Origin of the sequence: Kitasatospora sp. NPDC059812, from assembly GCF_042732075.1 — a bacterium.
Taxonomy (GTDB): domain Bacteria; phylum Actinomycetota; class Actinomycetes; order Streptomycetales; family Streptomycetaceae; genus Kitasatospora.
This window is the reverse complement of sequence record NZ_JBHWIO010000033.1, coordinates 21183-34543: the sequence shown is the minus strand read 5'-3', so window position 1 is coordinate 34543 and position 13361 is coordinate 21183. Positions and strand designations below refer to the sequence as shown.

Below are 13361 nucleotides of genomic sequence, written 5' to 3'. Positions count from 1 at the left end.
ACCCTTACAAATTCTCCAAACACCACAACACCGGCGGGGGGGTCTGCCCCCCCCACCGCGCCGGGGGGGGGGGGGGGTTCGGGCCCTGCAAGTCGGCTCGGCCGACTTCCTGCGCTGAGGGGACTCGGACAGTGCCGTGGCGCGCCGTCAGCGGCTGGGTGTGGGAGGGGGTGGGGCGCGTCGGGGCGCTGTCGGTGGGGCCGGGCGGGGGCAGGTCGCGCAGGTCGGCGTCGAGGCTCCCGGGCGTAGGCAACCTTTTGGGCCGCTCGCGGCATCTAAGTGGTGTCGGGGCTGCGAGAGGGGGAGGGCGCGGTAGGCGGGCAGGCGTGGTCCGTGGTCGTGCCACCGAGGGGGAGCTGAATTGGTTGCGGGTGGCCTAAATTTCTTATTGCGCTTATTTGGTGCGTATGCGACTTGATGTATTGGAGTCGAATTCCGGTATCTGTTGCACAGCCGTGACAGCCGCGCACGAAAAATCGTTCGACCAGCGAGGTGTGCGGGCTAGCATTCCTGGATGGAATCGAATCTCCCTCCGATATGGAATTCCTCCGACAGCGCGGCTCTCCCCCCGCCCCGCAAGGCGCCGCTTCGGCTGGCCCGCTTCGGTGCGATCTTCCTGGCGGCGAGCGTGGTGTCCGGTGTGCTGCTGGCGGGCCTCGCCCTGCCTGCCGCCGGCGGTTTCGGGCTGACTGCCAAGGGCACGGCGGAGGGCTTCGAAGACATCCCCAGCGACTTCAAGACTCCGCCGCTCACCCAGGCGACGCAGATCTTCGACGCCAAGGGCGGCCTGATCGCCAAGGTGTACGAGCGTGACCGCACCGTCCTCGCCCCTGAGCAGATGTCGCCGTTCATGCGGCAGGCCCAGGTGGACATCGAGGACGCCCGCTTCTACGAGCACGGCGCCGTCGACCTCAAGGGCGTGCTCCGGGCGATCGGCAAGAACGCCGAGAGCGGCACCGCCTCGCAGGGTGCCTCGACGCTGACCCAGCAGTACGTGAAGAACGTCAACGTCGAGAAGGCGGGCGAGGATCAGGCCGCGGTGCTGGAGGCGCAGCGCAAGACCCTGGGTCGCAAGATCCAGGAGCTCAAGGTCGCGATCAAGCTGGAGGAGGACCTGCCGAAGGACCAGATCCTCACCAACTACCTCAACATCACGTACTACGGGAACGGCGCCTACGGCGTGGAGGCCGCCTCCCAGCGCTACTTCAGCAAGAGCAACAAGGACCTGACCATCGCCGAGGCCGCCATGCTGGCCGGGCTGGTGCAGAACCCCTCCCAGTACGACCCGAAGCTGCACCCGGTGGCCGCGCAGAAGCGCCGGGACACGGTCATCGACAAGATGCTGGAGAACAAGCACATCACCGCGGACCAGGCCAAGGAGGCCAAGGCCGCCCCGCTGGGTCTCAACTTCAAGGATCCGCAGAACGGTTGCATCACCGCCACCGCCCAGGGCGGCATGGGCTTCTTCTGCGACTACGTCCGGCACGTGGTCAAGCAGGACCCGGCGTTCGGCCAGAGCGCCGCCGACCGCAAGAAGTTCTGGGACACCGGCGGCCTGAACATCTACACCACGCTGGACCCGGACAAGCAGGCCGCCGCCCAGAACGCGGTGACCGCCAACGTGAAGGTCACGGACAGCGTCTCGGCCGCCGCCACCATGGTCGAACCCGGCACCGGCAAGATCCTCGCCATGGCCCAGACCCGCCCGTACGGCCTGGACGCCAACAAGAACCAGACCGTCGTCAACCTCAACGTCGACGCGGCGATGGGCGGCGGCAACGGCTTCCAGCCCGGCTCCACGTTCAAGCCGGTCGTCGCGGCCGCGGCCCTGGAGGCGGGCCTGCCGGCGACCCAGGAGTACTCGGCCCCGAACTCGATGGAATACCCCACGATGAAGACGTGCGAGGGCACCTGGAAGAACCAGGGACGGCCCAAGGCGGTGGTGCCCAACGAGTCCGCCAGCGAGAAGGGCCCCTACCAGCTGAAGCAGGCCATGGCCCTCTCGGTCAACACCTACTTCGTGCAGATGGAGCAGGAGATCGGCCTCTGCGCGGTCAAGCAGATGGCCAACAAGCTGGGCGTCACCAGCAAGGCCAGCGGCAAGCCGCTGGAGGAGGTCCCCGCGATGGCCCTGGGAGTGGAGGAGATGAGCCCGCTGACCATGGCCAACATCTACGCGACCTTCGCCGCCCAGGGCAAGCACTGCGCCCCGATCGCCATCAACAAGATCACCACCGTGGACGGCAAGGACGTCCCCGTCCCGGCCGGCCAGTGCGAGAAGGCGTTCTCCGATGACACGGCGCGGGCGATGAACACCGTCCTGAACGGCGTGACCGAGAACAAGGGCACCGGCGCGGCGCTCAACCTCGACGACAACCGCCAGATCGCCGGCAAGACCGGCACCTCGGACCGCAAGCGGGCCGCCTGGTTCAACGGCTACACCCCGCAGCTCGCCACCGCCGTCTGGCTCGGCGGCCCCAACGGCGGCGTCGAAATGCGCAACCTCACCATCAACGGGAAGTACCGCACCGAGGTGTTCGGCGCCGACGGCCCCGGCCCGATCTGGCGCGACGCCATGAACCAGGCCCTGCGCGGCACGCCCAAGCAGTCCCTGCCGATGGCCGACATCCCCGACCCGGCCCCCAAGACCGACCCGAACAACACCGGCACCGGCACGGGCGCCCCGGCCACCAACCAGCCCGACCAGCAGCACTGACAGCAGTTACACCGGCGGCCCCTTGCGAGCAGCAAGGGGCCGCCGGATCGTTTCGCTCAGGCGTCGGCGGTGAGGTGGTCGAACTCGCCCGCCTTCGCGCCCTGGAGGAACGAAGCGAACCTGTGGGCGGTGGTGCGGACGATGACCTCGCCCTCGTCGGACTCCCGGAGTTCGATTGCCCCGGCGACCGCGCGAACCTCAACGCATTCGGAGTTCGCAGCCGAGTAACTGGACTTCTGCCAGACAGAGTTAGGCATGTTTGCTTTCCATATCATTCTTGATGGATTGAATGAAATCCCGGGACTCCTCTTCCGAGAGAGCCGCCGAATCGATCCGGTCGAGCACGGAACGGAACTGGGCGATATGGGCCGGTGCGTCAAAGACCACACTATCGAGGCCTGAATCCATCTGCGCTGTATCGAGCTCAGCGATCGGACCTTCAACGTAAGTGAAGTTCTCGTGGTTGACCGGGAGCGTATCCACGTTGAACAGCACGACTCGGATCGAGATGGTCGACCGCTCGGAGTCCTCGATGAGGCTGCCCAGCTGCTCGGCTTGAACCCTGGGCCCACTGAACTGCATGCGCAGCGCCGCCTCATGGATGTATGCAGAGTACGGAGTTTCACCGGATCGGACCACGTGCTGCCGCCGCACACGGAAGGCGGTCCTCAGGTCAACCTCATGCTGGGGAAGAAGTGGGAAGCCCCGAGCGAAGACCGCAGAAGCGTAAGCAGTGGTCTGGAGCAACCCGGGGATGAAGGCCATCGTGTAGGTCGAGAGTCCACCGGCACGACCTTCCATCTCGGCCATCTCCAGGAAGTGCTGTGAGAGGCGGCCCCGATACTCCTCCCACCAACCCCCTTTGTCGCGGTCCGTGATGATGTCCGCCAGCGCATCGATCAACGGCTCGTTGACGCACATGCACAGCGCGGCGATCGTACGCAGGCGTTCGACGCTGATGCCGGTCTTCCCGCTCTCCATCTGCGTCACATGGGCAGGATTGATACCCAGCTCGCGGGCAAGCTGACTGCCGCCGAGGCCAGCCTGCTCCCGCATCCTGCGCAGCTCGGCACCCAGCCGCCGTTGGCGGAGAGTTGGGTTCGATCGAAGGGCCATGGGGTCCTCTCTGCAGCTCGTGGGACCAGTCTGCCTCAGGGGCGCAGCCACGTTAGAGGGAACTTCTCGCAGGCCACCACAAATCTGTGGCGGCCTGCGCTATCGTCACCATCAAGCGATCAGACTGATCGTCAACAATGCCTGCTCGAAGGCATTCCCCACACCAGCAGCCTCGCGGAGGTTCCCGTGTGCACCCTCAACACCCCCTCGCTCGCGCTCGCCCGGCAGTCCCTGCGGGACGCCCTGACCCGCTCCGGGTGGGACGCCGAGACCATCTTCTTCGCCGAACTCGCCCTGGCCGAACTGGTCGTCAACGCCTGGCGGCACGGCAAGACCGCCTCCCCCGTCGTCCTCCTCTCGCTCCTCGACGGCACCCTCCGGGTCTCCGTCTCGGACGAGAGCGACGTCTTCCCCGAACGACGCCAGCTCCCCGCCCTGGCCACGACCGGCCGGGGGCTCCAGCTCATCGAAGGGCTCACGCACCGCTGGGGCGTGGACTCCCAGGAGCGCGGCAAAACCGTCTGGTACGAGCTGGACTTCGCCGCGTGAGCGCCGCCCGCGAACCCGTCGCGCCGGACGACCCCCGGATGCGCGACTACACCCAGCCCCAGATCGTCGCCCTGCTCGGCGAGGTGCACCAGCGCGGGCGCTCCTACGGTCTCCTCTGGGGCTCCGCCTTCCCCCACGAGACCACCCTCGACGGCCGCATCCTCGTCGACTTCGGCAACGCCCCCGTGAGCACTCTGCTCAACCTCCTCCACCTCCTCCGCGACGTGGAACGGGACGAGGCGTGGGGGTGATGGGTTTCACCGCGGCTCTCAGCGTCATCGCGACCCTCAGGACGCCGCACCCCGACGACGACCGCAACGACTGGCGCTGAGCACACGCGAAGGCCCTCGCCCCAGGGATGGGCGAGGGCCTCGCGGCGTCCGGGAGCTACGGGGTCAGCCCCCGGACGGGTTCTTGGGAGCACCTCCACCGCCGAAACCGCCCGCGCCGCCCGCCCCGGCCGCCGCGCCTTCGACGAGCTGGCTGGCCGCGTAGCTGCCGTTGGCGTCGGGGGTGCCGACGACGGTCACGCTCTGGCCGGGCTGGAGGTCGGCGACCTTGCCCTCCTTGTTGAGCTGGACCTTCGTCGCGTCGCCGGTGGTGACCTTGACGGTGTTGCCGTTGGCGTCGGTCAGGTAGACGGTGGTGCCGTCGACGGCCTTGACCGTACCCCGGGTGAACCCGCCCTGGCCGCCCTGCCCAGCGCCCTGACCAGCGCCCTGGCCGGAACCCTGGGCACCACCCTGCCCACCCCGGCGGGACCCGCTCTGCCCGTACCCCCCGCCACCACCACCCGCCCCGGCCGCCCGCTGCTGCCCGGCGGCGGAAGCCGTCGCGTGCGAGGCGCCGCTGTTCGTCCCGTGGTTCTGCTGGTACCAGACCCCGCCCGCGAAGGCCCCGCTGGCGATGACGCCCCCCGCCAGCACCAGGCTGAGCCAGGGCAGCTTGCGGCGCGGCGGGGCGGCGAGCTCGGCGGTGACGTCGCGGGCGTCCGGCGGGGTGGCGAGCAGGGCGACCTGCTCGGCCGGCGTGCTGCTGCTGACCGTGGCGATCTCGTTGCTCATGGGAGTCCTACTCGTGCCGGAGGGCGTCGATCGGCCGCAGCGAGGCGGCCCGGTTGGCGGGGTAGCTGCCGAAGAACAGCCCGATGGCGACGGCGATGCCGAACGCGCCGATCACGGATTCGGGGATCACCACCGGTTTGATGCCGACGATGCTGAAGTGCGAGCCGGCGATCCCGGCGGCCACCCCGAGCCCGGCGCCGAGCACCGAGAGCAGGGTCGATTCGGTGAGGAACTGCCCGAGGATCACCGCGCGCGGGGCGCCGAGCGCCTTACGGATGCCGATCTCCCTGGTCCGCTCGGTGACCGTCACCAGCATGATGTTGGTGATCCCGATCCCGCCGACGAGCAGCGAGATCGCCGCCACCGCGCCGAGCAGCACGGTGAAGGTCTTGGTGGTGCTCTCCCTCGCCGTGAGCAGCGAGGACTGGCTGGTGATCCGGAAGTCGGCCTTGGTCGGGTCGGCGATGGCGTGGGTGCCGAGCAGCACCCGGGTGATCTCGGCCTGGGCCGCGGTCGTGCTGTCGGCCGAACTGGCCTGCACCAGGATCTGGTTGACCGATCCGAAGCCGGTGAAGGCGTTCTGCACGGTCGGCAGCGGGGCGATCACCACGTCGTCCGGGTCGGTGAAGCCGCTGCCGCCCTTGGCCTGGAGCACGCCGACCACGGTGAACGGCGTGCCGCCGAGGACGATCTTCTTGCCGACCGGGTCCGCGGTGTCGAACAGCTGCTTGGCCGTCGTGGCGCCGAGCACCGCGACCTTGCGCGAGCCGAGCACGTCGTCGTCGGTGAAGTACTCGCCGTGCGCGACCTTCTGGTTGGCGGTCTCGAAGTACGCCGGGTAGGTGCCGACGATCGAGCCGGGGCTGTACGAGATGTCCCCGTACAGCGCCGTCCCGCTGGTGGTGACCACGGGGGCGACCGACTTGATCGCGGTCGAGTCGGTGTCGGCGGCCAGTGCCTTGGCGTCGGCGACGGTCAGCTTCTTCACCGAGGAGGTGGCACGGGCGCCGCCGCTGGCCGAACCGGAGCTGACCGTGAGCGAGTTGGTGCCGAGCGAGGTGATCGACTCCTTCACCGCGACCGACGAGCCGTTGCCGACGGCCAGCAGCAGGATCACCGAGGCGACGCCGATCAGCACCCCGAGCATGGTGAGCGCCGAGCGCACCTTGTTGGCGGCCAGGCCGCCGACCGCGAAGCGGAGCATCTGCCAGAGGATCACGCCGGCACCCCCAGCTCGCGCAGCAGCGGCGGCGGCCCGTCCACCGGGGCCTGCCGGACGTCGCTGACGATCCGGCCGTCGACCAGCCGGAGCACCCGCTTGGCGTGCCGCGCGACTTCGTCCTCGTGGGTGATCAGGACGACGGTGCGGCCGGTGGCGTTGAGCGCGTCGACGAGGTCGAGGACCTCCTCGGTGGAGCGGCTGTCCAGGTTGCCGGTGGGCTCGTCGGCGAGCAGCATCGCCGGTGCGGTGACCAGTGCCCGGGCGACCGCGACGCGCTGCTGCTGGCCGCCGGAGAGCTGGTTGGGCCGGTGCCCGGCGCGCTCGGCGAGGCCGACCAGGGAGAGCGCGGCCAGGGCCCGGCGGCGCCGCTCCGAGGCCCGGACGCCCGCGTAGGCGAGCGGCAGCTCGACCTGGGCGAGCGCGGTGGTGCGCGGGATCAGGTTGAAGGACTGGAAGACGAAGCCGATCTTGCGGTTGCGGACCAGCGCGAGCTGTCCTTCGTCGAGGTGGCCGACGTCGATGCCGTCCAGCAGGTAGCGGCCGGCGGTCGGGACGTCCAGGCAGCCGAGGATGTTCATCATGGTGGACTTGCCGGAGCCGGAGCTGCCCATCACCGCGACGTAGTCGCCCTGGTGGATGTTCAGGCTGACGCCGAGCGGGCCGCCGGTGTCCGGGTCCTCCGGGCCGTGCAGCGCGTGCACGACGGCGTCGCCGTGCCCGTACGCCTTGGTGATCCGGCGCAGCTGGATGACGGGCGGGGGCGCCGCCGGGACGCGCTTGTCGATGACGTGATGCATGCTCAGCCCTTACCGCCCCGGCCGGCCCCGCCGCCGCCGGCGGCACCGCCGCCCCCGCCGACGCCCGCCAGTCCGGCGCCGCCGCCCTGGCCGCCACGGCCCTGGCCGCCGCCGATCCCCGGGAAGGAGGCGTTCGGGAAGCCGTTGCCGCCGCTGGTGGTGGGGAGTTCGACCTTGTCGCCCTCCTTCAGCCCGGAGACCACCTGCACCGTGCTGTCGCCCTCGACGCCGACCCCGACGCTGACCCGCTCGCTGGAGCCGTCCGGGTGCACCACGGTCGCGGTGCGGCTGGTGCCGGTGCCGGAGAGGGCGGAGGTGGGCAGTGACAGCGCGCTGTCCGCCTCGCCGGTGATCACCTGGACGGTGGCGCTGAGGCCGGTGCGCAGCGCGCTGGTGTCGCCGCTGAGCTGGAGCGTGGCGGCGTACTGGACGGCGGTCGAGCCGGCGCTGCCGCCGCCGCTGCTGGGCAGCGAACTGACGGACAGGACACTGGCGTTGAGCTTGGTGTCGGACTGCGCGTTCAGGGTGACGGTGGCCGCCTCGCCCTTCTTGAGCTTGAGCGAGTCCAGTTCGGAGAAGTTGGCGGTGACCTGCATCCCGGTCGGGTTGGTCAGCACGATGAAGCCGCTCGGCGCGCCGCCCGAAGCGGTGCCGCCGGTGGACGACTTGCCGGTCGACCCGGCCGACCCGGCGGAACCGGCGGAACCGGAGGAGCCGGACGAGCCACCGGAGCTCGCGCCCACGGTGTCGCCGACCTTCGCCGAGACGGACGCGACCGTCCCGTCCACCGAGGCGGTCAGGGTGGTGCCGGTCAGCGCCGCCTGGGCGTTGGCGAGGGTGGTCTGCGCGGTGGCGACCTGCTGCTGGGCCTGGGCGACAGCCGCGTCGTCGACCTTGGTGGTGGTGATGGTGGTGGTCTGCGGAGCGGGCGTGCTGTTCGCGCCCGCTCCGCGTTCCCCACCACCACCGCCGTTGCCGCCGGCGCCGGAGGTCGCACCCGGCAGCGGCTGGGTGGTCGTGGTGGTGACACCGGCCTGCGCCTTGGTGAGGTTGGCGTTGGCCGTGGTGAGGGACGCCTGGGCGGCGTCCACCTGCTGCTGGGCGGCCGTGGTGTCGACGGTGGCGAGCAGCTGGCCCTTCTTGACGGCGTCCCCGACCGCGACCTTGACCGAGGTGAGCCGGCCGCCGGTGGCGAAGTCCTGGGCCGCGTCGGTCGGTGAGACCAGGGTGCCGGTTCCGGACACGGTGGCCAGGACCGTTCCCTTGGCCACGGTCGCCGTACGGATCTGGGTCTTGCCGGCGGCGGCACTGGTGCCGCTGTTCACTGTGGCGTACACCAGGGCGGCACCGCCCAGGAGCGCCACGCCGAGCGCGGAGTTGACGAGGACGACGCCTCGCCGTCGCGGGAGCACCTTCATGCCGGACAGCTTTCCTGGGCGCTCTTGCGGAGCCCTGGGCGCGGGCTGGGAGAAGACTGACCGGGCGGATCCGGGCATTCCGGTCACACCGCCCGGTTCGCGCGGGCGCCTTGGCCGTGCCGTGGGCCGTCGTTGGCCGAACTCCCAGCGGGCTCCCAGTGAGTTCCGATGATCTCCAGCCATCCGGCAGCGCCCCGGGCGGCCGGCCCGGGGCGCCGGAAACGCCGCAGGGGCGCACCGCGAACCGGTACGCCCCTGCGACGGAGCCTGCGAAGGCCCCTGCGGAGGAGCCTGCGAAACCTACGGAACCCGCGAAACCGCCGGTCAGAGCGTCTTGCGGAACGCCTCCGCCACCGAGAGGAAGATCGAGTTGCCCTCGGTCTCGCCGATCGAGATCCGGACGCCCTCCGGGAACGGCCGGACGATCACCCCGGCCTCGGCGCACGCGACGGCGAACTCCTGCGAGCGCTCGCCGAGGCCCAGCCAGACGAAGTTGGCCTGCGAGTCCGGGATCTCCCAGCCCTGGGCGCGCAGCGCGGCCACCACCCGGGTGCGCTCCTCGACCAGCGCGTCCACCCGCTCCAGCAGCGCCTGCTCGGCGCGCACCGAGGCGACGGCGGCGTTCTGGGCGAGCTGGCTGACGCCGAACGGGACGGCGGTCTTGCGCAGCGCGTTGGCCACCGGCTCGTGCGCGATCGCGAAGCCGACCCGCATGCCCGCGAGGCCGTACGCCTTGGAGAAGGTGCGCAGCACGCAGACGTTGGGGCGGTCCCGGTAGAGGTCGATGCCGTTGGGCACCTCGGGGTCGCGGATGAACTCGATGTACGCCTCGTCGACGACCACCAGGACGTCGGACGGGACGGCGTCCAGGAAGCGCTCCAGCTCGGCGCGGTGGATCACGTTGCCGGTGGGGTTGTTGGGGTTGCAGACGAACACCAGCCGGGTCTTCGGGGTGATCGCGGCGAGCATCGCGTCCAGGTCGTGGTCGCCGGCCTCGGTGATCGGCACCGGGACGGGGGTCGCGCCGGCGACCTGGGTGATGATCGGGTACGCCTCGAAGGAGCGCCAGGCGAAGACCACCTCGTCGCCGGGGCCCGCGGTGGCGAGGATCAGCGACTGGGCGACGCCGACCGAGCCGGTGCCGGTGGCGATGTGCTCGACGGGCACGCCGAAGCGCTCGGCCAGCACCTCGCTGAGCTCGCCGACGGCCATGTCGGGGTAGCGGTTGAGCGAGCCGGCCGCCGCGACCGCCGCCTCCAGCACGCCGGGCAGCGGGTCGTACGGGTTCTCGTTGGAGGACAGCTTGTACGCGTCGGCGCCGGCCGGCTTGCCGGGCTTGTAGGTGGGGATGCCGTCCAGGGTCGGCCGCAGCCGCGGGCCCTGCGCTGACGTACTCGTCACGGTCCTACTCCTTCTCGATGCTGTCCGCGCGCGTTCGGCACGCGTTCGGCGCGTGTTCGGCGCGTGTTCTCCGGTGCGGTCGCCCCCGCCACCTGTGGGATCGCCACCGTGCCCGGGATCTCGGAACGCGTCCGGGGCACCCCGGTCGGGTGCCTTGAACGATACCGACCGCGCTCACCCGTAGGGGTGAGATGCCCGGTCGGGTGACAGGCGCAGATCAGCCATTCTGCCGGGTTCCTTTGGCACATGTCAGAGGTAAGACGGCTGGTTTCGTGCGGGTATCGAAGGAGCGCACCCCGGCTCACTCTTGGAGAAACGTATCTCCGAGGGCTCCCGATGCGCCGGTCACAGACCCTTGTCAGGAGCCATACGATCGGTCCGCCATGACAGCAGCAGCCAACCAGAGCGGTCGGCGTCCCACCACCTCACGGCGTCTGGAGCGGGCCGGCATCCGGGATGTGGCAGCAGCCGCCGGAGTGTCGATCACCACCGTCTCCGACGCGCTGAACGGAAAGGGCCGCCTGCCCGACGAGACCCGCAGCCGGGTGCGCGAGGTCGCCGAACGCCTCGGCTACCGGCCCTCCGCGGCCGCCCGCACCCTGCGCACCGGACGGTCCGGCCTGATCGGGCTGACCGTCACGACCTACGGCGAAGAACCGTTCACCTTCACGGAGTTCGCGTACTTCGCCGAGATGGCCCGGGCCGCCACCAGCGCCGCCCTCGGCCGCGGCTACGCGCTGGTGGTGCTGCCCGCCTCCTCCCGCCACGACGTCTGGGGCAACATCGCCCTGGACGGCACCGTGGTGATCGACCCGCCCGACCAGGACCCCCTGGTCAGCGAGCTGTACCGGTCCGGCGTCCCGGTCGTCAGCGACGGCAAGCCCGGCAACTGCCCGGTCACCGCCTGGGTCGACAACGACCACGAGGCCGCCGTGCTCGGCATCCTCGACCACCTCTCCGAGGCCGGCGCCCGCCGCATCGGCCTACTCACCGGCACCAGCACCGACACCTACACCCGGCTCTCCACCGAGGCCTACCTCGGCTGGTGCACCAAGGTCGGCCAGGAGCCGGTCTACGAGGCCTACCCCGCGCACGACCCGGCCGCCGGCGCCGTCGCCGCCGACCGGCTGCTCGCCCGCCCCGACCGGCCCGACGCCGTCTACGGCCTGTTCGACCCCAACGGCACCGACCTGCTCGCCGCCGCCCGCCGCTACGGCCTGCGGGTCCCCGACGACCTGCTGCTGGTCTGCTGCAGCGAGAGCGACGTCTACGCCACCACCGAACCGCCGATCACGACGCTCTCCCTCAAGCCCCGCCGGATCGGCACCACCGTGGTCAACCTGCTCATCGACGCCATCGAGGGCGTCGACTCCGGGACGGGCGTCGACATCGCCCGGCTCTTCCCGCCGCGCTTCCGCACCGCCGGCACCGGCCCGCCACCGGGCACCCTGATGCCGACCGAGCTGATCGTCCGCGCGTCCTCCCTGCGCCGGAGCCCGCGCACCACCGTCAGCCCTCCCCGGCCCCCGGGCGAGGTCTAGACCATACCGAGCCGGGACAAAACGGACCTTGCGGGACGGCCCGGCTGACGCTCCGGAGGATTGGATACCCACCAGGTGACGACGCCGGGAGAGTGGTCTTCCTATGATGGGCGAATGACACCCGAGGACCGCTTCCCCGGGCCTGAACACCCCGACTCAGGCCCCCGCCACCAGCCGGACCTCGACGTGCTGCCGTACGGCACCTACTACGAACCGGAGCCCGCCACCGGCTACCCCGGCACGCCGTACGAAGCGGAGACCTACAGCGGCTACGGCGGAGCCCGCTACCTGGAGCAGCACTGGCCCGCCGACGGGCAGGACCACACCGTGCACGCCCCGGAGAACGCCCCGGTCTTCCACCAGGACCACCTCGGTTCCCACCAGGACCACCCCGGCTACGAGCCGACCCTGCCCGACCAGCAGTCCCCCGCCCACCAGGCCCCCGCCCACCAGGCCCCCGGCCGCGACGACCCGCCGACCATCGAACTCGGCCCGCCGCTGCCCGACCCCTCCGCGCCCAGCTACCCGTACCCCGCCCCCGGCCCCGGCGAGCCCCCCGGCCCGCTCTACGTCGTCGGCGACGTGCACGGCTACCTGGAGGAACTGCGCGCCGAGCTGCGCCACCAGGGCCTGATCGACGCCGAAGGCCACTGGTCCGCCGGCCGCTCCCGGATCTGGTTCCTCGGCGACTTCACCGACCGCGGCCCCGACGGCATCGGCGTCATCGACCTCGTGATGCAGCTCGCCGCCGAAGCCGCCGCCGCCGGCGGCTACTGCCGCGCCCTGATGGGCAATCACGAACTGCTCTTCCTCGGCGCCGCCCGGTACGGCGACGAACCCGTCCAGTCCACCGCCGGCACCGCCTCCTTCCTCGCCGCCTGGCGGCTCAACGGCGGCCAGCAGCACGACCTGGACCGCCTGGAGGGCCACCACATCAGCTGGCTCTCCCGGCTGCCCGCCATCGCGCTGGAGGACGGCCACCTGCTGCTGCACTCCGACACCACCGCGTACCTGGAGTACGGCGAGTCCATCCCCGACGTCAACGACGCCGTCCACAGCCTGCTCGCCGACGAGGGCGTCGACGAGTGGTGGGACTGCTTCCGCCGCTTCACCAAGCGCTTCGCCTTCCGCGGCGACGCCGGCCCGACGGCCGTCCACGAACTCCTCGACACCTACGGCGGCACCCGCATCGTGCACGGGCACAGCCCCATCCCGTACCTCACCGGCGCGGTGCACGCCGACGACGGCCAGCCGCCGCACATCCCCGGCCCCTACGTCTACGCCGACGACCTCGCGGTGGCCATGGACGGCGGCGTCACCATGGAAGGGCGCCTGCTCGTCGCCCGACTCCCCGTCAACTGAGGCCCGCGGGCCAGGGCCGGTCGAACGGGCGTTCCCGGCGCCCGGGCCGCCGCACGCGCGCGGGCCGGGGCGCGAAATTCCGGAAACCGACTGTCAGCACGGCCGCGCCCGCCCCTACCATGAGGCACACCACACCCGGCCGCCCGTCCGGCGGCCCGCCTCCGCGCCCGTTTCG

The 13361-nt window shown here is 70.9% G+C and carries 12 protein-coding genes; 5 read left to right on the top strand and 7 right to left on the bottom strand.

What is annotated here, in order from left to right:
• Positions 1-514 precede the first annotated feature (514 nt).
• Positions 515-2716, top strand: a complete 2202-nt coding sequence (locus ACFV6D_RS18590; protein WP_380560510.1) for a transglycosylase domain-containing protein — start codon at positions 515-517, stop codon at positions 2714-2716.
• A gap of 56 nt (positions 2717-2772) precedes the next feature.
• Here the strand turns inward: ACFV6D_RS18590 and ACFV6D_RS18585 are convergent, their stop codons facing one another.
• Together ACFV6D_RS18585 and ACFV6D_RS18580 are read right to left on the bottom strand one after the other, a co-directional pair.
• Complete coding sequence (locus tag ACFV6D_RS18585) at positions 2773-2973, bottom strand: DUF397 domain-containing protein (protein ID WP_380560509.1); 201 nt, start codon at positions 2971-2973, stop codon at positions 2773-2775.
• Positions 2966-3832: a helix-turn-helix domain-containing protein gene (locus ACFV6D_RS18580; RefSeq protein ID WP_380560508.1), complete on the bottom strand. Its 867-nt coding sequence runs from the start codon at positions 3830-3832 to the stop codon at positions 2966-2968. The genes ACFV6D_RS18585 and ACFV6D_RS18580 overlap by 8 nt, the downstream gene beginning before the upstream one ends.
• A gap of 186 nt (positions 3833-4018) precedes the next feature.
• On the opposite strand from ACFV6D_RS18580, the gene ACFV6D_RS18575 reads away from it, so the two are divergent.
• A complete protein-coding gene (locus tag ACFV6D_RS18575; protein WP_371517817.1) occupies positions 4019-4381 on the top strand; it encodes an ATP-binding protein in 363 nt (120 codons plus the stop codon).
• Positions 4378-4632: a hypothetical protein gene (locus ACFV6D_RS18570; RefSeq protein ID WP_063348409.1), complete on the top strand. Its 255-nt coding sequence runs from the start codon at positions 4378-4380 to the stop codon at positions 4630-4632. Before ACFV6D_RS18575 ends, ACFV6D_RS18570 begins: the two co-directional genes overlap by 4 nt.
• A 144-nt stretch (positions 4633-4776) precedes the next feature.
• Here ACFV6D_RS18570 and ACFV6D_RS18565 read toward each other — a convergent pair whose 3' ends face one another.
• From ACFV6D_RS18565 to hisC, 5 genes are all read right to left on the bottom strand, one after another.
• On the bottom strand, positions 4777-5445 hold the full coding sequence (locus ACFV6D_RS18565; protein WP_380560507.1) for a DUF5666 domain-containing protein: 669 nt from the start codon (positions 5443-5445) through the stop codon (positions 4777-4779).
• A gap of 7 nt (positions 5446-5452) precedes the next feature.
• Positions 5453-6664, bottom strand: a complete 1212-nt coding sequence (locus tag ACFV6D_RS18560) for an ABC transporter permease (protein ID WP_380560506.1) — start codon at positions 6662-6664, stop codon at positions 5453-5455.
• Positions 6661-7464: an ABC transporter ATP-binding protein gene (locus ACFV6D_RS18555; protein WP_380560505.1), complete on the bottom strand. Its 804-nt coding sequence runs from the start codon at positions 7462-7464 to the stop codon at positions 6661-6663. Before ACFV6D_RS18555 ends, ACFV6D_RS18560 begins: the two co-directional genes overlap by 4 nt.
• A 2-nt stretch (positions 7465-7466) precedes the next feature.
• Complete coding sequence (locus ACFV6D_RS18550; protein ID WP_380560504.1) at positions 7467-8882, bottom strand: efflux RND transporter periplasmic adaptor subunit; 1416 nt, start codon at positions 8880-8882, stop codon at positions 7467-7469.
• 324 nt (positions 8883-9206) lie between these two features.
• Entirely contained in the window at positions 9207-10283 is a 1077-nt protein-coding gene (hisC, locus tag ACFV6D_RS18545; RefSeq protein ID WP_063348414.1) for a histidinol-phosphate transaminase, read from the bottom strand.
• 383 nt (positions 10284-10666) lie between these two features.
• On the opposite strand from hisC, the gene ACFV6D_RS18540 reads away from it, so the two are divergent.
• The gene (locus ACFV6D_RS18540) at positions 10667-11824 is read left to right on the top strand and encodes a LacI family DNA-binding transcriptional regulator (RefSeq protein ID WP_380560503.1); all 1158 of its coding nucleotides are present in this window, start codon (positions 10667-10669) and stop codon (positions 11822-11824) included.
• Between the two features lie 114 nt (positions 11825-11938).
• Entirely contained in the window at positions 11939-13186 is a 1248-nt protein-coding gene (locus tag ACFV6D_RS18535) for a metallophosphoesterase (RefSeq protein WP_380560502.1), read from the top strand.
• Positions 13187-13361 lie beyond the last annotated feature (175 nt).

Coding starts and splice junctions, on each gene's coding strand:
- ACFV6D_RS18590 (WP_380560510.1), top strand. CDS start 515: ATGGAATCGAATCTCCCTCCGATATGGAATTCCTCCGACAGCGCGGCT.
- ACFV6D_RS18585 (WP_380560509.1), bottom strand. CDS start 2,973: ATGCCTAACTCTGTCTGGCAGAAGTCCAGTTACTCGGCTGCGAACTCC.
- ACFV6D_RS18580 (WP_380560508.1), bottom strand. CDS start 3,832: ATGGCCCTTCGATCGAACCCAACTCTCCGCCAACGGCGGCTGGGTGCC.
- ACFV6D_RS18565 (WP_380560507.1), bottom strand. CDS start 5,445: ATGAGCAACGAGATCGCCACGGTCAGCAGCAGCACGCCGGCCGAGCAG.
- ACFV6D_RS18555 (WP_380560505.1), bottom strand. CDS start 7,464: ATGCATCACGTCATCGACAAGCGCGTCCCGGCGGCGCCCCCGCCCGTC.
- ACFV6D_RS18550 (WP_380560504.1), bottom strand. CDS start 8,882: ATGAAGGTGCTCCCGCGACGGCGAGGCGTCGTCCTCGTCAACTCCGCG.
- ACFV6D_RS18540 (WP_380560503.1), top strand. CDS start 10,667: ATGACAGCAGCAGCCAACCAGAGCGGTCGGCGTCCCACCACCTCACGG.
- ACFV6D_RS18535 (WP_380560502.1), top strand. CDS start 11,939: ATGACACCCGAGGACCGCTTCCCCGGGCCTGAACACCCCGACTCAGGC.